Raw genomic sequence first — 21,526 nt, forward strand, 5'->3', positions numbered from 1 at the left:
CAGGGGGTACCCTCTGGCTCACCCATGGGTGATTAGAATACCTTCGGGTCGGTTTTTTTTCAATGGATATGCGGAGGAAACAGGTGGCGAGGCAGCAGCGCGCGGAGGAGAGCCGACGCAAGCTCCTGATGGCGGCGGCTGAAGTCTTCGACGAGCGGGGCTTCGCGCTGGCCACGCTGACCGAGATCCACAACCGGGCCGGGCTGACCAAGGGTGCGCTGTACTTCCATTTCTCCTCCAAGGAGGAGTTGGCCGCGGCTGTGGTCGCCGAGGAGGCCACCTGGTTCGGCGAGGTGGATGTCAGCGGACCGCCGATGCAGGCCGTGATCGACCTGTCGCACGGCTTCGCCAAGGCGCTGCTGCAGGATGTGCGGATCCGGGCGAGCACCCGACTGGTGCTGGAACACACCTACGTCGGACCTGACGGTGAGTCACATCGCGCCTGGGCCAAGCGGTTGGCCGAGCTCATGGCCCAGGCGCAGCAAGCGGGGGACTTCCGACCGGAGTTGGACCCGACGCCGGTCTCCGAGCTGGTCGTCGGCTCCTTCCTCGGAGTCCAGACCCTTTCCCAGCTCTTCGCCAACCGGTCCGATCTGGAGGCCAGGGTCACCCTGATGTGGCAGGTCCTGCTGCCCGGCCTGGTTCCCGCCTCGCGGCTGGCGCGGTTCGCCCCCGGTGGCTCGCCCAAGGTGTGGGCGGTGGACCCGGAGGCGGACTAGGCGGGTCGGCCGGCGGACTGCCGACCAACCGCCCCCAGTGGGCTCCCAGCAGCGGCTCCGTCCCGGGCGGCGGGCGGCGGCGTGCTGTCGGACGCCTCTTCCCAACAGGGCCAATGGCTGCTTTCCTTGCCGCCATGACATCCAGACCAGGCTTGTTGGACGGAAAGATCGCGCTGATCACCGGCGCAAGCAGCGGGATAGGCGCCGCGGCCGCGCGCCTGTTCGCGGCCGAGGGCGCGGCGGTGGTGCTGCTGGCCCGCCGCGAACGCCAACTGAAGGAGCTGGCGGAGGAGATCCGGGCGGCCGGACACGAGGCCGTGGCGGTGGCCGCCGACGTGACCCGGCCCGACGAGGTGGGGCGGGCGGTGGACACCGCCGTGCGGACCTACGGTCGGCTGGACGTCGCCTTCAACAACGCCGGGTACGGCATCGGGCGTACCCCCCTCCATCTGCTGGACGACTCCGTCTACGACGAGATCATGGACGTCAACGTGCGCGGCGTCTGGAACTGCCTGCGCAAGGAGATCCCGGCGATGCTCGCGGCCGGGGCGGGCGCGATCGTCAACACCAGTAGCGTCGGCGGCCTGGTGGCCACCCCGGTCGCCGCTCCCTACGTGACCGCCAAGCACGCGATCATCGGCCTCACCAAGGCGGCGGCGGCCGAGTACGGGGCCCAGGGGATCCGGGTCAACGCCATCGCCCCCGGCACCACCCGGACCGAGCTGATCGACGCCTGGTTCACCGCCAATCCGGAGGTCGAGCAGCAGTTGCACGCGGTCTCCATCCAACCGCGGACCGCGCTGCCGGTGGAGATCGCCCGGTCGGCGCTCTGGCTGTGCAGCGAGCAGTCCTCGTTCGTCACCGGCGCGGTGCTGGCGGTGGACGGGGGATTCACCACTCTGTGACGCCGACGGCCGTGTGCGGCGCCGCGGCCTCCTTGTCGCCCGGCGCGTCCCAGGCGGCCTCGACCCCGTGGTCGACCGGGCTGTCGGACTCCGGCTGACCTCGGCCGCCGGTCGCGGCCAGACTCAGCAGCTGCCACAACTCCTCTATCTGACAGGGGAGTTCGGAGTCCAGTCGGAGGGTGGTCAGCGACTGCGTCCCCAGCACGGTGGTGAGCAGCAGTTGAACCACCGCTGCGGGCGAGTAGATCGGCAGGATCACCCGCGCCGACTGTGCCTGGGCGGCGAGTTGGACCATCCGCCCGGGGATCGGCCCGAGCGGCACGCCGCCGAAGCGCTCGTCCGGCGGCAGTTCCGCGGCCAGCCGCAGCGCCGCCCTGATCCGGACATCCGACCGCAGCTGCTCGGCCAGTCCGACGGTGAGCTGTTCCAGGGCGGCCAAGGGGGCCTGGCTGGTCCGGTCGGCCTTGGCGAGTAACGCGTTCCATGCCTGCTCGGCGTAGCTGAGCAGGGCGCGGGCCAGCTCCTCCTTGGAGCGGAAGTGGCCGTAGAGCGCCCCCTTGGACATTCCGGTGTGGGCCACCACGGCTTCCAACCGGGTCTGCGCGAAGCCGCGCGCGGCGAACTCCGCCGCCGCCGCGTCGAGCACCTGCTCACGCGTGCGCCGTGCCCGTTCCTGTTTCATGCTGCCGCTCCCTCGGATCACGCACCGGCAAGAACATACCAGGAAGTCTTTTTCATGGCACCGAGATCGCGGATTCGGCGACTTCTGGTACCGCATGGTCTATAGATGCCACAAGGGGGTTGAAACATACCTCCGTCGCGGTATTGTTGCGCCATCTCTCCACACCCCCTCGCCACTGAGGAGACCCGTGGCCATGCCCGTCGCCCCCGCCCGGTCCGCCGTCGCAGCCCGCTCCGGTGGCCTGCTCCGAGCGTCCGCGGGACAGGGCCGGGCCGGGGGGAGAGGCCGCCGAACAGCGTCCGCGCGGAGCCTGCCGTGCGGCGTCCAACTCCCGGGAAGGCAGCGGAGTTCAGTGTCATGACCGAAGCTCAGACACCCGTACGCGTAGCCGAGCCGCGCCTGCGGCAGACCGGGATCGGGATCAACTACCTGGGATTCACCGGGTCGATGGGCCTCGCCGCGCTCGGCGACGCCTCCTGGTACATCGCGCTCACCTGGACCCTCGCCCGCAACGTCAGCCCGGCGGTGGAGGGTTCCCTGCTCGCGCTGGCCTCGCTGCCGCGGATGGTGGCGCTGCTCGGTGGCGGCCTGCTGGCCGCCCGGCGGGGGCCGCGCCGGGTGATGGTGGTCTCCGACCTGCTGCGCTGTCTGGTGATGCTGGCGGCGGCGGGCATGATCACGCTGACCTCGCCCTCGGTACCGCTGCTGTTCGTCGCGGCCGTGCTGGTGGCCCTGCTCAGCGCCTTCTTCATCCCGGCCTCCGGCGCGGTCAAACCGCTGCTGCTGGACGATCAGGACCAGGTGCGCGGCAACGCGCTGTACATCCTCGGCCTGCGCGGGGGGCAGGCCGTGGGCGGACCCCTCGGCGCCTGGCTGATGGGTGTCGGCGGAGTCGCCCTGGTGGCCCTGGTGGACGCCGTCGGCTACGCCTGCTCCGCCGCCGCGTCCTGGCGGGTCCGCTACCGGCGGCAGCCCCCGTCCGTGGCCGTGACCGAACGCCCGCGATTCGGGGCGCAGTTGGCACAGGGCCTGTGCTATCTGCGGTTCGAGCGCGGGGTGCTGCTGGCGGTGCTGCTGATCGCGCTGACCGAGGTGGCCTGCGCGGCGCCGGTGAACCTCGGACTGGTGCTGCTGTCGCACCGACTGCACTCCGGCGCGGGCGGCGCGGGGCTGCTGCTCACCGCGTACACGCTGGGCGCGGTCGCCAGCTCCGGTCTGGCCCTGGCGCTGCCACCGCTGCGGCGCGGCGGTCCGGCGCTGATCATCGACACCGCGGTGGCCGGTGGCTGCCTGCTCGGCGCGGGACTGCTGCACTCGCTCGGCCCGGTGCTGGCGCTGTACGCGGTACTCGGGCTGGTCACCGGGCAGTCGGGGGTGATCCTGGTGTCGCTGACCCAGCGACTGACCCCGGGTGCGTTCCGGGCCCGGGTGATGACCGTGCTGTCGCTGGTCGTCTACGCCTCCGCGCCACTGGCCAACCTGCTCTTCGGCCTGCTGGCCGCGGCCCTCGGCCTGCCCGGGACGATGGCGGTCTTCGGCTGCCTGGCCTTCGCCGCCACCGTGATCGTCGCGGTCACCCCACGCCTCCGCGCCACCCGCCTGGGCTGACCAGCCGGACGGCCGGGCCGCCCCTGGCCGTCCCCACCGGAGGGCCCTGCGCCCAGTCGGCCCGGCAGGACGAAAACAGTCCGGGCCCCCTCCCAGAAGGAAGGGGGCCCGGACCGAACTACCATCTGCTGTGCGCCGCCAGGGACTCGAACCCCGGACCCGCTGATTAAGAGTCAGCTGCTCTAACCAACTGAGCTAGCGGCGCTTGCTGACGTGCAGAACACTACATGACGAAGCGGCCGGATGCCGAATCGGTTGACCTAGGCCCAGGGCAGGTCCGCGTCCAGCAGTCGGAGGTGGTCCGCGGCCGGCGGGAGCGGGGCTGTCCGCTGGGTGGGGCGGGGAACGGTGCCGGTCGGGGACGGGCTGTGGCCGCGGGCCGCGCGGACGCAGGCCCAGAGCAGCACGGAGGCGCCGGGGAGCCACGGCTGGCGGGAGTCCGGGGCCACGATCCAGCGGTTGGGGCCCTCGGGGGCGTCCACCATGCGCCGGACCGGCGGCACGGTGATCGCGTCGCCCCGGCCGTGGCAGAGCAGCGGCGGCACCTCGCGGGCCCACTCCTCCCACACCAGCAGGGTGCGCAGCCGGGCGGCGGTACCGGTCTCGGTGAAGACCAGGATCCGCCCCCGGTGGGTGGCGACCGGACCGCAGCCGGGGCCCGACTCCCACAGCTCGTCGAGCACCTGCTTGCCGAACAGGCCCGGCAGGTTCACGACATCGAAGGCGCGTCCGCAGGGCAGCACCGTGGGCGCCCAGGGCTGCGACTCCCACAGGGCGCGCATGCTGCGCGGATACTCGCTCGCGGAGGCCAGCCAGGCTTCCCCGGCGACGGTGACGTACTCGATCGACTGATGCGTCCACATGTCCACCCCTCTACAGCTACCGGCGGTAGCGGGGACCGAGGGTGGGAAATAGGGAACGGCTGACACGTCCGGAGCGGCGGCGTATCCTCCGCAGGCATATGCCAGAAATGCCTTGCGCTGGTCAGACGTGCCGCTGCTGCCGCAGCAGGCCCTGGCCGTGCTCGACCATCTTGGCCGCGTAGTCCGGCGTCCAGTCCGCGCGGGCCGCGATCTCCTCGAAGGTGAGGCTGTCGAAGTGCCTGGTGTCGGCGAGCTCCGCGGCGGCGATGGCCTGGTACTCGGCCGCCCGCTCGGCGGCGGCGCGGAAGGCCACGGCCAGTTCGGTGGAGCGGCGCAGCAGTTCGCGGGGGTCGTCGATCGACTCCAGGTCGAAGAAGTGCTCCTCCTCCGGCTCCGTCGGGCCGGGCTCGAAGAGCAGCGGGGCGGGCCGAAGCCTCCGCTGCGGCAAGCGGTCGGCGGGGGAGTCGGACATCTGAGCACCTCCATGCGTGTCGCGAGTCAGGGGCGATGAGTGGAGCCCGGGCGGCCCGCGCGCCGGGCGCACCCGGCGGACCAGCCACATTCCATTGTCGGGGCAGGCCGCCAGGTACGGAACAGGGCAGCATGCTGCCGGTATTCCCGAGCCCGGGCAATGAGAGCGCGCGGCCCGCGTGCGCGCCCCGCTCGCGCGGGCGACCGCTAGCTGCTCGCCCGGCGTGCGGAGGCCCGGCGTGCGGAGGCCCGGTGTGCGGAGGCCCGGTGTTCGGCGAGGTGGGCGAGTACCGCGTGGTTGGCCTCCCAGCCGTCCGGGAACTTCACCGTCACTCCGAGTTGCAGCGGTTCGGTCGACGGATGTTCGTCCAGCAGTTCGGTGATCCCGGCCCGGGCGACCACGATACAGGCGTGCCGGTGCCGGGAGGCGAGCACGCACAGGCGTCCGGTCTCCAGGTGGAACGCGGTCGCGTCCGGACGTCCGGAGAGCGGGTGCAGCACCACGGTGACGTCGTACTCCCGCCCCTGCAGCCGGTTCGCGGTGTCCACGGTCACCCCCTCGGCCCCGCCCACCGGCACGCCGAGGCCGGTCAGCGCGGTGCGGACGGCGGCGGCCTGGTCGCGGTGCGCCGTGCCGACGGCGATCCGGTCGGCGGTCAGCGCGCTCTCGCCCCGCTCGGAGGTGCAGCTGCCGCGCCGGTCCAGCAGTCGCCGGACGACCTGGGCGACCGCCCGCACCGCCTCGGGGTCGGTGCGCACGGTGTGCCTGGCCGGGAGCTCCAGCAGTCCCCAGCCGGACTCGGCGGCGATGTCGATCACCCGGTCGACGGCCGTGCCGTCCCCGGCGGAGCCCAGCCGCAGCAGCCGGTCGCCCGGGCCGGTCCCGGCGCGGAACGGCGCGTACGGGTAGAAGGCGGCGGAGATCAGCGGCGCGGCGGAGGCCGGCAGCCGCCAGGAGACCGGCAGCCGGTGCGGCACGATCCGCGGGTTGTGCGCGAGCAGCGTCACCACGGCGCTGCTGGACGGGTCGTAGCTGAGCCCCGCCCACTGCTCGGTGCCCACGATGCTGAACGGGTCGAGCTGCCCGGGATCGCCGACGAACAACGCCCGCTCGAACAGTCGGGCGACGGCGAGCAGCGCGTCCGAGCGCATCTGGTACGCCTCGTCCACGATGGCGTGCCGCCACGGCTCGACCCCCTTGACCCACTGCCACTTGGCGGCGGTGGACACCACCACCGACTGCCCGAGCAGGTCGGCGACCTTGGCCGAGGGGAGCACGTTGGGGTGCCGCAGCGCGGTCGGATCCGGCGCCGCGTCGCTGCCGTGCAGCCGTCCGACGGTGAGCTCGGGATCGGCTGTGGCCAGCCGGTCCACCAGGTCGTCCACCTGGCTGTTGGTCTGCGCGACGATCATCAGCCGCTCACCGGCGCCGACCAGCTCCCGGGCGGCGCGGACCACCAGCGTGGACTTGCCCGCCCCGGGCGGCGAGTCCACCACCGTGCCGCGCTCACGGCCGCGCAGGGTGGCCTCCAGGATCGCGGTGACGGCCCGATCGGCCTCGGCACCCGGCCCGCCGGGCGGGGACGGGACGGGGGACAGCGGGGTCAACGATCGGTCCCTTCCTCGTACGGGTTCGCGGACGGGTCCGCCGGGGTGGGCGTCGCGGACGCGCGCGGCTCCGGGGGGCCGCCGTGGGTCCAGGGCGTGTCCTCGGGCTCCGGCAGCGGCGCGGACTGGCGGGCCGTCAACTCGAACAGCGTGAAGCAGACCTGCTCGCCGACCTCGGGAACGCTCCCGGGCGCGGGCTCCTTCCGCCGCCCCATGCCGCTCAGCAGCCGCACCGTGACCCTGCCCCGGTGCGCGCCGACGTCCACCAGCTCCGCCCGCTGGCTGGCCGGGCCGCCCGCGCGGTGCAGTTCCGTGCCCGGTTCGGCATGCGGCCGGTCGGCGGTGCGGACCGTCACCAGCGGCCTCGGCCTGGGCGTCTTCCCACTGGTGTCATAGGCGAGTTCGACCTCGGTGACCACCCCCGCCAGCGCCTCCCCGGCCAGCCGGTGCTCGGCCATGGCGAGCGGGTCGTCCAGCGCCTCCTGCACCCCCACCGTGGTCTGCTCGCGCTCGCGCTGCGCCAGCTTGCGGGCGGCGGTGACCGCGTCGTCCCGGACCGGCTGCGGCGGCTCGCCCGCCGCCAGCCGGTCCCGGTGCGCGGTGTAGGACCAGCGGTCACTGGTCCAGCGCTCGGCGAGGTGGGCCGCCGGAGGCAGTCGCCGCAGCAGCTCCAGGCCGTGCCACAGCTGCTCCCAGACCGGCGTCAGCACGGCTTCGAGCAGGGCGTCGATGTCGTGTTCGCGGGCCGGCAGCTGTTCCCGGCCCGGTTCGGCCAGTTGCCGGGCCGCGTCGTAGCGGGCGATCGCCGGGGCCAGCAGGCCGCTGTCGAACTGCGGGTCGGTGGTCGGACCGGCCGGTGGGCAGCGCAGCTGGCCCCGCTCGTCGCGTTCGGTCTCGGCGCGCAGCGCGGCCTCGGCGCCGGACAGCCCGGCGGGCGGGTCGATCCAGGCCAGCAGTGCGCCGAGGTGCTGGTCCTCCAGCGTGCTCTGCCCGGTCGCCCAGTGGCGCCCGAGCAGGTCGGTCATCGCCAGCAGCAGCGAGGAGCCGGGCACCTGGGAGCGGTCCCGGACGTGCGTCAGCCAGCGTCCGAGCAGCGGGACCCGCGCGGGCGCCGGGTAGGGGCCCGGATCCGGGTCCTCCGCCGTGCGCCGGAACCGGGTGGAGCGGCCGAGCAGCCCCAGCAGTTCCACTCCGCCCCGGTTGGGCACGATCAGCTGCGGGGCGTCCAGGCAGAGCTCCCGGCTGGTCTCCGTCTTCTCGCCGGTCTCGGCGTCCTTGGTCTCCCTGGTCAGCACCTCGACCGCGTCGCCGAAGGACTCCAGATAGGGCAGCAGCTCGTCGGCGAGGTCGGCCAGGAAGGCGAAACGCCGTTCCCGGTCCAGCGGCTGCGGGACGGTCAGCAGCCTCGGCCGCTCCCGGTCGCGGCCGAGCAGCACCGCCAGCGGGGCGCCGGTCTCACCGGCCGCGGCCAGTGGCACCACCAGCATCGGACGCTCGGCGAGATGCCGGTGCCGGACGGTGGCCAGCGGCTCGGCGTGGCCGCTGCGCACGGCCTCCAACCGGGCCAGGGTGGTCAGCAGGCTCATCCGGCGCCGCCCGCCCCGACCGCGGCGCGGCCGAGCAGCAGGGCCTCGGCGCGCAACGCCGCGGCGCGGGCCAGCCGGGCCGCCGCCTCGTCCAGGTCGGACGGGTCGGACGGGTCGGACGGGTCGGATGAGTGGTCCAGGTCGGACGGGTCGGAGAGGTCGGCGAGCTCCGAGCCGCCGCCGGGGGCGGCCGCCGCCAGTGCCGCCGACACGGTGCACAGACCGCCCAGCTCGCCGCGCACGCCGCGACCCAGCACCGTCACCGCCCCGGCCCGGCGGGCCTCGTCCCGGCAGTGGAAGGCCAGCTCGCAGGCGGCCAGGCAGTCCGGTGCGTAGGCGGCGTCCAACGAGTCGACGGCGCCGCTGAGTTCGCCGCCGTCGCGAGCCGGGTCGAGGTCGAAGCTGGTGCCGGTCGGCAGTGCGTCGAGCAGTTGCTCGATCCGGGTCAGCCGGTCGAGCTGGCGCCGGGTCACCGCCATCGGCTTGCGGACGTCGACCGCGGCGGCCGCCGCCCGGTTGGAGAAGTCCTTCGGGCAGACCAGCAGCACGGTGTCGGCGGGCGCGCCGACCAGACCCTCGGGCCGCGCGTACGGGTCGTAGGGATCATCCGAGGGTTTCTCCCCGGCCAGGTCGGCGGCGGTCGCGCGCAGCGCCAGCACGTACACCGCCGCCTGCCGGGCCGCGGCCCCGGTCTTCGCCGGATCGGCGCTGCCGTCCAGGATCGGGAAGGACTTGATCTCCACCACCGTCCAGCGCCCGTCCGGCCGCACCACGACCAGGTCCGGCTCCAGCAGCACCGCGGAACCGGCGACCTCCAGCCGCAGCAGCGGGTGGTCGAGCAGCGTCCACACCCCCGGGCGGTCCGCCGCCCGGGCCAGCGCGGCCCGGGTGGAGGCGATCCGCTGCGCGGGCAGCCTCGGGTCCGTGACCAGTTCGGCGAGCTCCACCGGGCAGTCGTCGTCGGCGCCGTACGGGGGCGCCAGCACCAGGTGGCGCCGCAGCAGCTCCAGCAACTCGACGTACCCGTCGGACTTGACGCGCTTCTCGAAGCGCAGCCCGCGGGCGATCGCGAACGGGGACTGGCCGAAGGGGGCCGGGGTCCCCAGCCGGGCGGCCAGCGAGGTCTTGTCCACCCCGGCGGCGTCCAGCACGGCGCGGCGGCGGCAGCCGGGGTTGGCAGCCAGGGCGGCCAGGGCGCGGGCGTCGAGACTGCGCTGCGGCGCGTCGCCGCGCAGGGCGGCCAGGCGCTGCTCTATCGGGGTGCGGCGCTCCCCGGATTCAACGTGATCCATGGTGCTGGCCAGTCTTGCATCCGGCACTGACAATCGGGGCGGAAGCGGCTGGGTGAAGACCCGGCCACGGATCGGGGATCATGGTGGTGCAGGTCGGGCCACCAAAACGAGCCGCACGACCGCTGACCCGTACCGAAGGAGTCGTCCATGCCCTCGCGGATTCTGCTGGTCCGGCACGGCGAGACCGCGTGGTCCGCCACCGGCCGACACACCGGCCGGACCGACGTGCCGCTCTCCGAGGAGGGCCGGGAGATGGCCCGCCGCCTCGGCGACCGGCTCAAGCGCGAGCCCTGGGGCGGGCTGCCGGATGCCCAGGTGCGCACCAGCCCGCTCCAGCGGGCGGCCGAGACCTGCGAACTCGCCGGCTTCGGCGACCGGGCCGTGGCCTGCGACGACCTGCTGGAATGGGACTACGGGCAGTACGAGGGGCGGACCGGACCGGACATCCGGGCCACCGACCAGCCGGGCTGGCTGATCTGGCGCGACGGAGTCCCCGGCGGAGAGGCCCTGGCCGAGGTCTCCGCCCGGGTCGACCGCTTCATCGGCTGGACCGCGGAGTTCGGCGGGGTGCCCGATCCGGACACCACCACCATGCACACCGCCGACAACACCATCGTGGTCTTCGCGCACGGGCACCTGCTGCGCATCCTCACCGCCCGCTGGCGCGGACTCCCGGCCGAGTACGGCCAGCGGCTGACCCTGGGCCCGGCCACCCTGTCGGTGCTCACCTGGGAGTACGGCGAGCGGGCCGTGGCCCTCTGGAACGACGGCTCACACCTCGGCTGACGCCCCCGGCGGCCGACAGCGGCACCACCTGCCGCCCGGCCGCCCCCGGCCGCGCCGCCGCCGGGACAGCGGGCAGGGCCGCCGGACTCCGCGCCTCAACCGGCCAGCGCCGCGTCGTAGCGCTGCACGAACTCGGCCACCTCCGGTACCGACTGGTGCGGGCGCAGCCGACTGACGGTGCCCGCGACCATGTCGCGGATCCGGGTCGACCGCACCTCACCGAAGAGCGAGACCACCTGGCAGCCGCTCTCCGCGGCGGCCGCCAGCTCGCCCCGGCCGAGCTGGTCGTGGGCCAGCTCGGCGGTGTACAGGGCGCGGTTGCGGACGAAGTGGGGCTGCTGCAGGGCTATGGCCCGGCGGGCGCGGTCGGTGGCCAGATCCCAGACGCTCAGCGCCGACCAGCACTGGGATTCCAGCCCCAGCAGTTCGGCCTCGCCGTAGAAGGACATCCACTCGGGGTCGGCGTCGCTGGGGCCGGCCTCGAAGTGCTGCCGGGCCGTTCCGATCGACCGCTCGCAGGCGCTCCGGTCCTGGAGCAGTGCCCACCCCCCGGCCTCGCGCATGGCCAGCAGCGAGCGCAGTCGGGCGGAGCCCAGGCCGTCGGCGGCCTGCCGGGCCGCCTGGGCCGCCCGCACCGCCTCGCGCGGCCGACCCGCGTCGCGGGCCAGGAAGGCGCTGTTGCAGAAGGAGTGGGCCTCCAGCGGGGCGTCGTTCGCCATCCGCGCGGTGGCCAGCGCCTCCGCGTAGAAGGACCGCGCCTCGACCAGTCGGCCCGAGTCGTGGGCCAGCCAGCCGACCGAGATGGCCAGCTCGCCGGCGGCGGCCTGGAGCCGCTGCTCCACCTGCGCGCTGTAGCTGCCGCAGTTGAGCAGCTGGTACGCCCGGCGCAGCGCCTGCCCGGCGCGGTCGAACAGCGCGTCGGCGCCGTGGGCGTCGTCCAGCAGCCGGATGTCCCGGACGGCGGCCTCGACCCGGTGGGCGTCCGCGGCGCCGACCCTGGTGCCCAGCGGGACCTCGGCGGCGGCCGGGTGGTCCAGGCCGAGGGCGGTGGTCACGGCCACCGGCCCACCGGCCAGGAACGTGCGTCGGTGCACGTCGTCGTTCTCCTCGTGGATCTCGAACGGGGCGCCGGGGCGCGGGGGCTCCCCGCCCGGTGGACGGCGGCGCTCCGGGTGCCGCACCTCGCGGCGGGGGGCGAAACCGAGCTCCTGCAAGGAGGAACCGGGGAACATGTGGCGGAAGACCCGCTCATAGGCGTAGTTGGGGCACCTGATCTCCCCCGATTCGATCCGGCCGACGTAGCGCGCGTCGCAGGAGACGTGCTCGCCGATCTCGCGGGCGGCGCGGCGGACGGAGGCGGCGAACTCGCCGGGGGAGAGGTCCCCGCGCAGTGCGCGCATCAACTGGTTGGCAGAGCGGTCAAGGGTGTTGCTCATGGGGCTGCCCCCTGTCTGACGGGTCTCTGTGGTGCGGGCACGACAGTACTCTCGGTAATAAATCGAACACGCTCAGTTTCCGGACAAAGCGGACATTGCATCGGTGATCTGCTATGAAATGCCATGACCTGCCAGGCGTCCCACCCGTGGCCTCCGGCCCCGATGGCACGTTGTCCTCAGCAGAAACGTCGATCCGCATACCGGCGGACGCACGTGAGACGCACGGTTGAGGAGGCTTCCATGCACAACGGTGTGCACAGCGGTCCGCCCAGCGGCGGCCCCTTCGGCGGCGGTGCCCCGGCCGCACCGTCCTGCGACCTGGTGACCGTGCCCGAGCGGCAGGGCCTGGAGACGGTGGACATCCTGCGGCTGCGCGGCGGCTGCGGCCCGGTCCTGCACGAGGACGCCGACGCCACGCTCTCCTTCCTGGTCCCGGTCGGCGCCGCCGACGCCTGGCACCTGCCCGGCCACGCCTGTACCCAGGCGCCGCCGCCGGACAGCGACCGGAACTGGCTGCTGCCGCCCTCACCCGAGCGCGCGCTCACCGACCCCGCGCTGCTCCGCGCGGCCCTCGGCGAGGCCGCCCGCACCTTGGCCGCCAGCGGCTCGGACGGGCCCTGACCAGCCCCTCCGTTCTCCGCACCGGCATACTCGGGGGTGTGGCACGCAAGCAGCAGGGCAGCAACGGGCGAATCAGCGAGCGGGTCGGTTCCGGCCTGGCCGAGATCGTCCCCGACCGCGACCGCGCCGACGCCTGGACGCTGCTGCTCGACGGCGCGCCGCAGTCCCACGTCGACCTGGCGGACCCCACCCACCTCTCCTTCGAGTACCAGCGCCGCCTCGGGCACCTGGTGGACCTGGCCGCCGCCCCCGGCAAGCCGGTCACCGCGCTGCACCTGGGCGGCGGCGCGCTGACGCTGGCCCGCTACCTGGCCGCGAGCCGTCCCCGCTCGCGGCAGCAGGTCGCCGAGATCGACACCGCGCTCACCGAACTCGTCCGCCGGGAGCTGCCGCTGGACCGGAACTGGCAGCTGCGGGTGCGCGGCGGCGACGCCCGCGACATCCTGGCCCGCAGCCCGGAGGGCGCGGCGGACCTGGTGGTGGCCGACATCTTCAGCGGGGCGCGGATCCCGGCGCACTGCACCTCGCTGGAGTTCGCCGAGCTGGTCGCCCGCGCCCTGCGCCCGGACGGCCGCTACGCCGTCAACATCACCGACGGCGGCCAACTCGCCTTCGCCCGCGGGCAGGTGGCGACGCTGCGGGCGGTCTTCGCCGAGGTCGCGCTGATCGCCGACCCGACCGTGCTGCGCGGCCGCCGCTTCGGCAACCTGGTGCTGGTGGCCGCGCGGCAGCCGCTGCCGCTGGACGAGCTGACCCGGCGGACCGCCGGTGACCCGTTCCCGGGGCGGATGGAGAACGGCCCCCGCCTGGTGGACTTCCAGGCAGGGGCCGTTCCCGTCACCGACGCGGACGCGGGACCCTCACCCGCGCCCCCGCCGGGAGCTTTCCAGTGACCGGCCGCGTCAGCTGGTCGGCTTCAGCTGCAGGATGATGTACTCGTAGGCCTGGCTGTTGGGGTTCGGGTTCATGTACGGGTGGGCCGAGTCCGGCCAGCCGGTGTAGTCGGCGTCGTTGTACTGGTACCAGCCCGCTCCGTACAGCAGCGGGGCGGCCGGGACCTCGGTGGAGACGATGTTCTGCAGCGCGGTGAGGTCGGCCTGCAGCGCGGCCGAGTCGGTCGGGTCCTCGCCCTCGTACTTGGTCAGCGCCTGCTGCGCGGCCGGGCTGCTGTAGCGCTCGAAGTCCACCGTCGCGGACTGCCCGACCGGGGCGGTCTGGCTGAAGTCCAGCTCGTTCTGCAACTGCTGGAACGGCGTGGCGCCGGTGCTCCAGTGGACCGTGGCGTCGAACTTGCCGGTGGCCACGTCCTGCGCCCAGGCGGTGCTCTGCACCCCGGTGACCTGGGTGGTGTCGAAGCCGAGCCCGTTCAGCTCGGAGACGATGTCACCGGCGTCGCAGTAGTAGTCGTTGTAGTCCTGCGGGTCCAGCACGGAGAACTTGATGGTCTGGCCGTTCTTGGTCCACTTGCCGCCGGTCAGCTTGTAGCCGTCGCCCGAGAGCAGCGTGGTGACCTGGGCCGAGTCGCTGGTGGACTTCAGGTCGCCGGTCAGTGTGCTGGGGATGAGCGCCGAGCTGACCGACGCGATCAGGCCGCCGGAGCTGGTCGCGGGCGCCTCGTAGTTGGTCTCGCACTGGCTGGCGAGGGTGGTCCGGTCGACCGCGGCGCTGACCGCCTGGCGGACCTTGGGGTCGGTCAGCGCCGGGGCCGACGCGCTCTTCTGGTTGAACCAGAGCGAGACCGTGTTCGTCGCCGGGTAGTACGGCGCGGTGGTCTGGAACAGGTGGTTGTGCTGCGGGTCCTTCGCCACGAACACGTTCTGCACGTTCGGGATGTTGTTGCCGGTCAGGTCGATCTGGCCCTCGCTCAGCTGCAGCTGGGCGGCGTCGTTGGTGGCGATGGCCGGGAACTGGATCTCCGGGACGGTCGGCTTGGTGCCCCAGTAGTTCGGGTTGACCTTGTAGCTGACCTTCTGCGAGGAGAACTGGTCCACCAGGAACGGGCCGGTGCCGATGGCCTGGGCCTTGGTGATCACGGCCTTGGTCGGGTCGCCGAGGCTGGACCAGATGTGCTGCGGAACGATCAGCTGCTGGTCGATGGCGACCTGGTTGGCGGCCTGCGGGGTGGCGAAGTTCAGCACCGCGGTGGTGGCGTCGGTCTGGCTGGCGCTGGTGACGATCGGAGCGCCGGCGTTGGCCGCCGGGTACTGCTTCATCAGGTTGAAGGTGAAGACCACGTCCGCCGCGGTGAACGCCTGCCCGTCGCTCCACTTGGCGCCGGACTGCAGGTCCAGGGTGAGCGTCCGGTTGCCGTTCGACCAGGTCTGGCTCTTGGCCAGCCACGGGATCGGCGCCTCGTTGGCGTTCAGGCTGTTGATCTGGAACAGCGGCTCGTAGACGAGCGAGTTGGCGTTCTGCGACCCACTGAAGTCGGTGCCGGACACGAACGGGTTGAAGTCCTCGGTGAACGAGGTGGCGTCGCTGTCCTCGACGATCAGCGCCTTGCCGGTGGCGGAGCTGCCGCTGGAACCGCTGCTGGAGCCGCCCTTGCTGGAGCTGTGGCTGGAGCTGCACGCGGTCAGGCCCAGGCCGAGGGCCGCCACGACGGCCATCGCTCTGATGGTGGTAGTGCGAGTCATTGTTCTACGCTCCCTGTTGTCCGAAAGTCACGTTGGTGCTGCGCTAGGTGCTGCTGATGGTTCGGTCCCGTGTCCCGGAGGAGCGCCAACTCCTCCGGGACCTCCCCGACCGTCCCCGTCAGGGTGGGGACGGCCGGTGCTCGTCGGTCGGGTTGCGTCGTGGGGGCGGGTCCCGGCGCCGCCCCGTTCTGGCGGGGTCTCCCATCTGGTCTCCTCGGCTCGTCGTGCTCAGGTGTCGTCGTGCTCGGGTGTCGTCGTGTTCGGGCTGTGCTCAGGGAATGACCGCCGCCTCGGGCTTGTGGTCCGGGCTGTGCAGCCAGCACGCGGCGACCTGGTCGTCGCCGACCGGCAGGGCCGGGGGAGTGGTCGTCCGGCAGATGTCCATGGCGAAGGGGCAGCGGGGGTTGAACCGGCAGCCGGCCGGCGGGTTCACCAGGCTCGGCGGGGCGCCCCGGCCGCGCAGCGTCACCGAGCCCGGACGCTGCGGGTCCGGCGCGGCGCTGAGCAGCAGCTGCGTGTAGGGGTGCGCGGGCGCGTCGGTGATCTGCATGGCCGGTCCCGACTCGACCACCTGCCCGGCGTACATCACCACCACCGTGTCGGCCAGGTAGCGGGCCGAGGCGATGTCGTGGGTGACGTAGAGGACGGCCAGCCGCTCCCGCTCCCGCAGCTCGTCCAGCAGGTTGAGCACACCCAGCCGGATCGACACGTCCAGCATGGACACCGGCTCGTCCGCGAGCAGCACCCGGGGCTCGACCGCCAGCCCCCGGGCGATCGCGATCCGCTGCCGCTGGCCGCCGGACAACTCGTGCGGGTACTTGTCGATGTAGCGGTCGGCCGGGGTCAGCGCCACCCGCTCCAGCAGTGACTTCGCCAGCTCGTCCAGCTCCTTGGCGCTGCCCGGCTTGCGGTGCAGCTTGAGCGGGCGCTCCAGGTGGTAGCGCACCGTGTGCACGGAGTTGAGCGAGGAGAACGGGTCCTGCAGCACCAGGTGCACCTGGCTGGTGTACGCGCGCCGCTCCCGGCCGCTGCTCCCCACCGGCTTGCCGTCCAGCAGCAGTTCGCCCGAGGTCGGGGTGATCAACTGGACCAGCAGCCGGGCCAGGGTGGACTTGCCGGAGCCCGACTCGCCGACGACGGCGGTGGCGGTGCCCTCGGGCAGCGCCAGCGAGATGTCCTCGACGGCGTGGACGACCTGGCTGCCCCGGCGGATCCCGCCGTGCACCGGGAAGTGCTTGGTCAGGTTGCGGGCCTCCAGCGCGGGGACGCCCTCGCGCTTCGGCCCGTGCACCACGCGGCCTTCGGTCAGGGTGGTCACAGCAGGCTCCCGTCGGACTGGGGGGCGCCGGTGGGGCGCGGCGGTGCGGTCAGGTTCAACTGCGCGGGGACGTCCTGCTGCCCGTCCTGCAACCAGCAGGCGGCGGTGCGCTCCCCGGCCTCCCCGCTCGGGGAGACCAGCAGCGGAGTCCGCTCGCGGCAGCGGTCCATCGCGAAGGCGCAGCGGGGGTGGAAGGAGCAGCCGGTGGGCAGCGTCGACAGCGACGGCGGCGACCCGGGGATGCCCTCCATCCGGATCCGCTCACCGTGCAGCGACGGGAAGGAGTTGAGCAGTCCCAGGCTGTAGGGGTGGCGCGGGGCGTGGAACAGCTGCTGCGAGTCGGCCTGCTCGACGATCCGCCCGGCGTACATGATGGCGATCCGGTCGGCGAGTTCGATCAGCAGCGACAGGTCGTGGGTGATGAAGATGATCGCGAAGCCGAGGCGCTCCTTGAGCTGCATCAGCTCCTCGATGATCTCCCGCTGGGTGACCACGTCCAGGGCGGTGGTCGGCTCGTCCATGATCACGACCTGCGGTTCCAACGCCAGTGCCATCGCGATCATCACCCGCTGCCGCATGCCGCCGGACAGTTCGTGCGGGTAGCTGCGCACCCGGTCCTCGCTGATGCCGACCATGCGCAGCAGCTCGACCGCGCGTTCGCGCCGCTGGGCCGGGGTCATCTCGGCCCGGTGCGCCTTGAGCGAGTCGGTGAGCTGCGCGTCGATCCGGGCGACCGGGTTCAACGCGTGCATGGCGCTCTGGAACACCACCGCCAGCTGCGACCAGCGGATCCGGCGCAGCTGCGCCGAGCTCGCCGCCAGCAGGTCCATGGTCTGCGGGGTCCCGTCCGGGCCGTTCGGGTGGAACAGCACCTCGCCGCCGGTGATCACGCCGGGGGCGCGCAGCAGCCGGGTGAGCGCGTAGGCCAGGGTCGACTTGCCGGACCCCGACTCACCGGCCAGGCCGAGCACCTCGCCGCGGTGCAGGGTGATGTTCGCGTCGGTGATGGCGCGGACGGCCTTGTTCCCGAGCCCGTAGTCCACGCACAGGTCGCGGACCTCCAGTACCGGCGAGCCGATGGCCGTGGTCGTCGCGGTCACTGGGCCACCTCCTTCTTCAGATCCAGCGAGAGGTCAGCGGCGGGGGCGGCGGTGGCGGTCCGCACCACCGGGGTGAGGCCCAGGACGAACCGGACCCGGTGGCCTCGAGTGCCGCGGGCGGAGGTGAGCCGGGGGTTGATGATCTCGTCGATGCCGAAGTTGAGCAGCGACAGGGCGACGCCGACGGCGGCCACGCACAGCGCGGGCGGGATGAACCACCACCACCAGCCGGAGATCAGCGCCCCGCCGACCTGCGCGTTGTAGAGCATGGTGCCCCAGGTGACGGTGCTGCCGCCGATCAGGCCCAGCCAGGCCAGGGTGGCGTAGGTGCCGATGCCGTAGATCACCGTGAAGATGAACGACGAGGCGAGGATCGGCAGCAGGTTCGGCACGATCTCGAAGATGATGATCCGCGGCTTGCGCTCGCCGATCACCTGGGCCGCCTCGACGTAGTCCTGGCTGCGCAGGGTCATCGTCTGCGCCCGCAGCACCCTGGCCCCCCAGGCCCAGGCGGTGAGCGCGATCACCGCGCCGATGGTGAGCGGGTTGCCGGTCAGGTCCAGCGGCAGGGCCTTGAGCACCACCATCAGGATCAGCAGGCCCGGCAGCGCCAGGAAGATGTTGGTCAGCGCCGAGAGCAGGTCGTCCACGATGCCGCCGAGGTACCCGGCGGTCACCCCGACCAGTACCGACAGCGCGGTGGCGATGACCCCGGCCAGCAGCGAGATCAGCAGCGTGTCCCGGCCTCCGGCCAGGACCTGTGAGAACAGGTCGTGCTGCTGCACGTCGGTGCCGAACCAGAACCGGCCGGACGGCGGCAGCGGGGTGTCCGCGGTGGTGCTGGCCTGCCAGTGCGCCGAGTGCGGCGCGAGCATCGGGCCGAACAGGGCTATCAGCACGAACAGCACGAGAATGGCGAGGCCGAGGATGACCTTGGTGGAGCGGAGGTACCGCATGGCTCAGGCCTCCTTGCGGGCGCGCGGGTCGAGGGCGACGTAGGCCAGGTCGGCCAGGAAGTTCACAGCCAGCACGGTGAACACGACGACGATGACGATGCCCTGCATCACCGGGTAGTCGGTGTTCTGGATCGCCGTGGAGATCTCACTGCCCAGACCCGGGTAGGAGAAGACGATCTCGGTCACGATGGAGCCGGTGACCACCAGGCTGATGGACAGGGCGAAGTTGGAGATGCTGGGCAGCAGCGCGTTCCGGGCGGCGACGGCGGCCACCCGCCACTGCGGCAGCCCCTTGGCGGCGGCGACCAGGACGTAGTCCTCGTCCATGGTGGTGATCATCATGTTGCGCATCCCGACGATCCACCCGGCGATCGAGGCCAGGGCGATCGCGGCGGCGGGCAGGAAGCCGTGGTCGATGACGCTGCCGACGAAGCCGAGGTTCCAGCCCTCGGTGACCGTCGAGCCGCGGCCGGTGTCGTAGCCGTTGCTGATCGGGAACAGGCCGCCGTAGTAGCCGACGTAGAGCAGCAGCAGGAAGGAGAGGATGAAGTACGGCACCGCCTGGAAGAAGGTGCTCACCGGCAGCAGCGCGTCCAGCAGGCCGCTGCGCCGCCAGCCGGCCATGACGCCGATCAGCGTCCCGAGGATGAAGGCCACCGCGGTCGCGACGCTGACCAGGCCGAGCGTCCACGGCAGGTCGGTGCCGATGAGGGTGGTCACCGGCACGCTCTTGGCGGTGGAGGTGCCGAGGTTGCCGTGCAGCAACTGCCCCAGGTAGGTGAGGTACTGGGAGGCCAGGCTCTGGTGGGTGCCGATGCCGTACAGCTTCTCCAGGCCCTCCAGCTGGGCCGGGGTGATCTGGCCGGTGCTCTTGGCGAGCGCGGCGGCCAGCGGGTTGCCCGGGAGCATCCGGAGCAGGAAGAAGTTCAGCGTCAGTGCGGCGAAGGCGGCTAGGAGGTAGAAACCCAGCCGACGCAGGATGGTACGCATCGTCGGCTCCTTTCAGGGGATCTGGCGCCACACGGGCGGCTGGGCGTCGGGCGGGCAGCCGCAGCTCTCGCGGCGGACCAGTCGGGTGGGGAGCACGATGTCGGGCAGCTCGCCCCCGTCCCCATTGGGAGCGCTCCCGCCGCTGTCGGCAGTGATCATGTTGTGGAGGACCTCGAAGGCTCGGGCGCCGATCTCCTGGATGGGCTGGCGCACGGTGGTCAACTGGGGCCGGAGGTGCCGGGCGAACGGCAGGTCGTCGAATCCGGTGACGGCGACGTCGCCGGGCACGTCCAGGCCGTGCTCGGCCAGGGCGTAGATCACGCCCAGCGCGGTCTGGTCGTTGGCGCAGGCGATGGCGCGCGGCAGGGTCGCCCCCAGGGCCATCAGGCCGCGGACGATCTGGACCCCGCTGCCCGCCGAGTAGTCGCCCTGCCAGGCGGGACCGGTCAGGCACTCCCCACCGAGCGCCTGCACCTCGGAGACGAACGAGCGGCCGCGGACGATGTTGTCGGGGCTGTCGGCATGACCGGCGATGTACGCCGTCCGCCGGTAGCCGTGCTCCTGGACCAGGTGCCGGGCCAGTTCCCGCATGCTGGTGGCGCTGTCGCCGCGGACGTTGGCGGTCGGGCCGCCGCTGGCGCCGGCCAGGGTCACCACCGGCACGGTCCGGGCGATGTTGGCGATCCCGGCGGGCGAGAGCACCTGGTCGTGCAGGATCAGCCCGTCGCACTTCCCGGCGATGGTCATGATCCGGTTGGGCAGCGTGTGCTCGTCGATGTTGACGGAGCTGACCAGCAGGTCGTAGCCGCGGCGCTGGGCCACGATCTCGATGCCCCGGTTGATCTGGTCGCCGAAGAGCAGGCTCTCGGTCTCGTCCTCGAACATGCCGTCGTCGGTGCCGTAGACGCGCCGGAAGACCACGCCGACCACCTGCTTGAGCCGGTTGCTCAGCGCGCGGGCGGCCCCGTCCGGGACGAAGCCGAGCTCGCTGATCGCCTTCAGCACCCGGTCGCGGGTCTCCGGCCGCGGGTTGTCCCGGCCGTTCAGGACCCGTGAGACGGACGCGATGGAGACACCGGCGCGGCGGGCGACATCGTAGATCGTCGGCGTCGCACCGTTGGCGGCTCGTGCGTCCATGGGGGGACCTCTCGGGGTCGGGGGGTTTCCGTAAGCGCTTACTCCGCGCTGTCTGCGATGAAGGTAGGTCCGTGCCGAAGCCGCCGCAAGGGCGAATGTCAGCCCCGTTACGGTGATGTGACTTTTCGTCGGTGCGAGCGGCCGAAAACCTGGATTCTCGTTCGAGAAGTGAACACACAGATCGCCGTCCGACTATCGGTGCAGGGTCTGCCCGTTGCCCGTCGCATACGAATAGCAGCTGGTGGGGAGGTATGTGTCCGACCGTCAGCAGTCGCCCCGCCCGGCCCCGCCGTGTTCACTGCCCGAAGTCCAGGGCATTGCCGGGGGTGCGCGGCCGAGCGTCGGCCGAGGGTGCGCCCGAGGCCGCGCCGGGCTGATCGGGGCGTGCTGCTGATGCGTCCGGAAGCGCTTACAGTGGCAGCGCTGTCAGTGCCCCCGGGGCAGTCCCCGGTGCTTGTACGAAGCGATGGCGGTCAGCGCCAGGCCGACGGCGATCGGGACCAGCGCGGAGCTGTGGTCCTCCGCCTCGGCGGGGTGGACGCCGGCCGGGACCTCGTGTGCGGAGGGCCGCGGCGGGGCCGACGCCGACCGGCCCGGGCCGGTCGGCGGCTGGGCCGCGGCCGGGGGCTGGACGGCGCACCAGGCGGCCAGCAGCAGTGGGGCGAGGACGGCGGCGCGCCGCAGACGCGACGGAGCCGTGGGAGCGTGGCGCATGGCGTCGGAACTCTCTCGGGATGGACGCCGTGCCCCGCCGTCGGCGTTCTCACCCGTACAACGATCCGCGTCGCGCCCCCGTAACGGGAGCGCGACGC

20 protein-coding genes and 1 tRNA gene are annotated in these 21,526 nt (G+C 72.6%); 6 read left to right on the forward strand and 15 right to left on the reverse strand.

Going from position 1 to position 21,526, the window contains the following annotated elements:
* The first annotated feature begins 83 nt into the window (after window positions 1-83).
* The gene (locus tag GXP74_RS06790) at window positions 84-719 is read left to right on the forward strand and encodes a ScbR family autoregulator-binding transcription factor (protein ID WP_182450493.1); all 636 of its coding nucleotides are present in this window, start codon (window positions 84-86) and stop codon (window positions 717-719) included.
* Window positions 720-853: 134 nt separating this feature from the next.
* Window positions 854-1,624, forward strand: coding sequence for an SDR family NAD(P)-dependent oxidoreductase (locus GXP74_RS06795; protein ID WP_182450494.1), 771 nt, complete (start codon window positions 854-856; stop codon window positions 1,622-1,624).
* Here the strand turns inward: GXP74_RS06795 and GXP74_RS06800 are convergent.
* Entirely contained in the window at window positions 1,611-2,306 is a 696-nt protein-coding gene (locus tag GXP74_RS06800; protein WP_182450495.1) for a TetR/AcrR family transcriptional regulator, read from the reverse strand. The genes GXP74_RS06795 and GXP74_RS06800 overlap by 14 nt on opposite strands.
* Window positions 2,307-2,663: 357 nt before the next feature.
* Between GXP74_RS06800 and GXP74_RS06805 the strand changes: the two genes are divergently transcribed.
* Window positions 2,664-3,914 carry an MFS transporter gene (locus tag GXP74_RS06805; RefSeq protein WP_182450496.1) on the forward strand — a complete coding sequence of 417 codons (1,251 nt, stop codon included), beginning with the start codon at window positions 2,664-2,666 and terminating at the stop codon, window positions 3,912-3,914.
* A 131-nt stretch (window positions 3,915-4,045) separates the two neighbouring features.
* Here GXP74_RS06805 and GXP74_RS06810 read toward each other — a convergent pair.
* The 6 genes from GXP74_RS06810 to GXP74_RS06835 all read right to left on the reverse strand — a co-directional run bounded on the left by GXP74_RS06810 (window position 4,046) and on the right by GXP74_RS06835 (window position 9,734).
* Window positions 4,046-4,119 (reverse strand) — tRNA-Lys (locus GXP74_RS06810).
* A gap of 55 nt (window positions 4,120-4,174) precedes the next feature.
* A complete protein-coding gene (locus GXP74_RS06815; RefSeq protein ID WP_182450497.1) occupies window positions 4,175-4,777 on the reverse strand; it encodes a bifunctional DNA primase/polymerase in 603 nt (200 codons plus the stop codon).
* A 121-nt stretch (window positions 4,778-4,898) separates the two neighbouring features.
* Window positions 4,899-5,249, reverse strand: coding sequence for a hypothetical protein (locus tag GXP74_RS06820; RefSeq protein WP_182450498.1), 351 nt, complete (start codon window positions 5,247-5,249; stop codon window positions 4,899-4,901).
* A gap of 206 nt (window positions 5,250-5,455) precedes the next feature.
* Window positions 5,456-6,856, reverse strand: coding sequence for an AAA family ATPase (locus GXP74_RS06825; RefSeq protein ID WP_225447766.1), 1,401 nt, complete (start codon window positions 6,854-6,856; stop codon window positions 5,456-5,458).
* Window positions 6,853-8,442, reverse strand: coding sequence for a hypothetical protein (locus GXP74_RS06830; protein WP_225447767.1), 1,590 nt, complete (start codon window positions 8,440-8,442; stop codon window positions 6,853-6,855). Before GXP74_RS06830 ends, GXP74_RS06825 begins: the two co-directional genes overlap by 4 nt.
* The gene (locus GXP74_RS06835; RefSeq protein WP_182450499.1) at window positions 8,439-9,734 is read right to left on the reverse strand and encodes a hypothetical protein; all 1,296 of its coding nucleotides are present in this window, start codon (window positions 9,732-9,734) and stop codon (window positions 8,439-8,441) included. The genes GXP74_RS06830 and GXP74_RS06835 overlap by 4 nt, the downstream gene beginning before the upstream one ends.
* Before the next feature lie 147 nt (window positions 9,735-9,881).
* Here GXP74_RS06835 and GXP74_RS06840 point away from each other — a divergent pair, with 147 nt between their 5' ends.
* Complete coding sequence (locus tag GXP74_RS06840) at window positions 9,882-10,520, forward strand: histidine phosphatase family protein (RefSeq protein ID WP_182450500.1); 639 nt, start codon at window positions 9,882-9,884, stop codon at window positions 10,518-10,520.
* 95 nt (window positions 10,521-10,615) lie between these two features.
* Here the strand turns inward: GXP74_RS06840 and GXP74_RS06845 are convergent, their stop codons facing one another.
* Window positions 10,616-11,956: a tetratricopeptide repeat protein gene (locus GXP74_RS06845; RefSeq protein WP_182450501.1), complete on the reverse strand. Its 1,341-nt coding sequence runs from the start codon at window positions 11,954-11,956 to the stop codon at window positions 10,616-10,618.
* A gap of 240 nt (window positions 11,957-12,196) precedes the next feature.
* Here GXP74_RS06845 and GXP74_RS06850 point away from each other — a divergent pair, with 240 nt between their 5' ends.
* Both GXP74_RS06850 and GXP74_RS06855 read left to right on the forward strand, forming a co-directional pair.
* Entirely contained in the window at window positions 12,197-12,577 is a 381-nt protein-coding gene (locus tag GXP74_RS06850; RefSeq protein WP_182450502.1) for a hypothetical protein, read from the forward strand.
* 38 nt (window positions 12,578-12,615) lie between these two features.
* The gene (locus tag GXP74_RS06855) at window positions 12,616-13,470 is read left to right on the forward strand and encodes a spermidine synthase (RefSeq protein WP_182450503.1); all 855 of its coding nucleotides are present in this window, start codon (window positions 12,616-12,618) and stop codon (window positions 13,468-13,470) included.
* 9 nt (window positions 13,471-13,479) lie between these two features.
* On the opposite strand, the gene GXP74_RS06860 is transcribed toward GXP74_RS06855, so the two are convergent.
* The 7 genes from GXP74_RS06860 to GXP74_RS06890 all read right to left on the reverse strand — a co-directional run bounded on the left by GXP74_RS06860 (window position 13,480) and on the right by GXP74_RS06890 (window position 21,428).
* Entirely contained in the window at window positions 13,480-15,213 is a 1,734-nt protein-coding gene (locus GXP74_RS06860) for an ABC transporter substrate-binding protein (protein ID WP_182450504.1), read from the reverse strand.
* A gap of 271 nt (window positions 15,214-15,484) precedes the next feature.
* The gene (locus GXP74_RS06865; RefSeq protein ID WP_225447768.1) at window positions 15,485-16,531 is read right to left on the reverse strand and encodes an ABC transporter ATP-binding protein; all 1,047 of its coding nucleotides are present in this window, start codon (window positions 16,529-16,531) and stop codon (window positions 15,485-15,487) included.
* Window positions 16,528-17,610, reverse strand: a complete 1,083-nt coding sequence (locus GXP74_RS06870; RefSeq protein ID WP_182456220.1) for an ABC transporter ATP-binding protein — start codon at window positions 17,608-17,610, stop codon at window positions 16,528-16,530. The genes GXP74_RS06865 and GXP74_RS06870 overlap by 4 nt, the downstream gene beginning before the upstream one ends.
* Before the next feature lie 17 nt (window positions 17,611-17,627).
* Window positions 17,628-18,587 carry an ABC transporter permease gene (locus tag GXP74_RS06875; RefSeq protein ID WP_182450505.1) on the reverse strand — a complete coding sequence of 320 codons (960 nt, stop codon included), beginning with the start codon at window positions 18,585-18,587 and terminating at the stop codon, window positions 17,628-17,630.
* Between the two features lie 3 nt (window positions 18,588-18,590).
* Window positions 18,591-19,577, reverse strand: a complete 987-nt coding sequence (locus tag GXP74_RS06880; protein WP_182450506.1) for an ABC transporter permease — start codon at window positions 19,575-19,577, stop codon at window positions 18,591-18,593.
* Window positions 19,578-19,589: 12 nt separating this feature from the next.
* The gene (locus GXP74_RS06885; RefSeq protein ID WP_182450507.1) at window positions 19,590-20,714 is read right to left on the reverse strand and encodes a LacI family DNA-binding transcriptional regulator; all 1,125 of its coding nucleotides are present in this window, start codon (window positions 20,712-20,714) and stop codon (window positions 19,590-19,592) included.
* Between the two features lie 426 nt (window positions 20,715-21,140).
* On the reverse strand, window positions 21,141-21,428 hold the full coding sequence (locus GXP74_RS06890; protein ID WP_182450508.1) for a hypothetical protein: 288 nt from the start codon (window positions 21,426-21,428) through the stop codon (window positions 21,141-21,143).
* Window positions 21,429-21,526 lie beyond the last annotated feature (98 nt).

The organism is Streptacidiphilus sp. P02-A3a (assembly GCF_014084105.1).
GTDB lineage: Bacteria > Actinomycetota > Actinomycetes > Streptomycetales > Streptomycetaceae > Streptacidiphilus.

Coding starts and splice junctions, on each gene's coding strand:
- GXP74_RS06805 (WP_182450496.1), top strand. CDS start 2,664: ATGACCGAAGCTCAGACACCCGTACGCGTAGCCGAGCCGCGCCTGCGG.
- GXP74_RS06875 (WP_182450505.1), bottom strand. CDS start 18,587: ATGCGGTACCTCCGCTCCACCAAGGTCATCCTCGGCCTCGCCATTCTC.
- GXP74_RS06800 (WP_182450495.1), bottom strand. CDS start 2,306: ATGAAACAGGAACGGGCACGGCGCACGCGTGAGCAGGTGCTCGACGCG.
- GXP74_RS06880 (WP_182450506.1), bottom strand. CDS start 19,577: ATGCGTACCATCCTGCGTCGGCTGGGTTTCTACCTCCTAGCCGCCTTC.
- GXP74_RS06890 (WP_182450508.1), bottom strand. CDS start 21,428: ATGCGCCACGCTCCCACGGCTCCGTCGCGTCTGCGGCGCGCCGCCGTC.
- GXP74_RS06850 (WP_182450502.1), top strand. CDS start 12,197: ATGCACAACGGTGTGCACAGCGGTCCGCCCAGCGGCGGCCCCTTCGGC.
- GXP74_RS06860 (WP_182450504.1), bottom strand. CDS start 15,213: ATGACTCGCACTACCACCATCAGAGCGATGGCCGTCGTGGCGGCCCTC.
- GXP74_RS06885 (WP_182450507.1), bottom strand. CDS start 20,714: ATGGACGCACGAGCCGCCAACGGTGCGACGCCGACGATCTACGATGTC.
- GXP74_RS06830 (WP_225447767.1), bottom strand. CDS start 8,442: ATGAGCCTGCTGACCACCCTGGCCCGGTTGGAGGCCGTGCGCAGCGGC.
- GXP74_RS06815 (WP_182450497.1), bottom strand. CDS start 4,777: ATGTGGACGCATCAGTCGATCGAGTACGTCACCGTCGCCGGGGAAGCC.
- GXP74_RS06795 (WP_182450494.1), top strand. CDS start 854: ATGACATCCAGACCAGGCTTGTTGGACGGAAAGATCGCGCTGATCACC.
- GXP74_RS06845 (WP_182450501.1), bottom strand. CDS start 11,956: ATGAGCAACACCCTTGACCGCTCTGCCAACCAGTTGATGCGCGCACTG.
- GXP74_RS06835 (WP_182450499.1), bottom strand. CDS start 9,734: ATGGATCACGTTGAATCCGGGGAGCGCCGCACCCCGATAGAGCAGCGC.
- GXP74_RS06840 (WP_182450500.1), top strand. CDS start 9,882: ATGCCCTCGCGGATTCTGCTGGTCCGGCACGGCGAGACCGCGTGGTCC.
- GXP74_RS06820 (WP_182450498.1), bottom strand. CDS start 5,249: ATGTCCGACTCCCCCGCCGACCGCTTGCCGCAGCGGAGGCTTCGGCCC.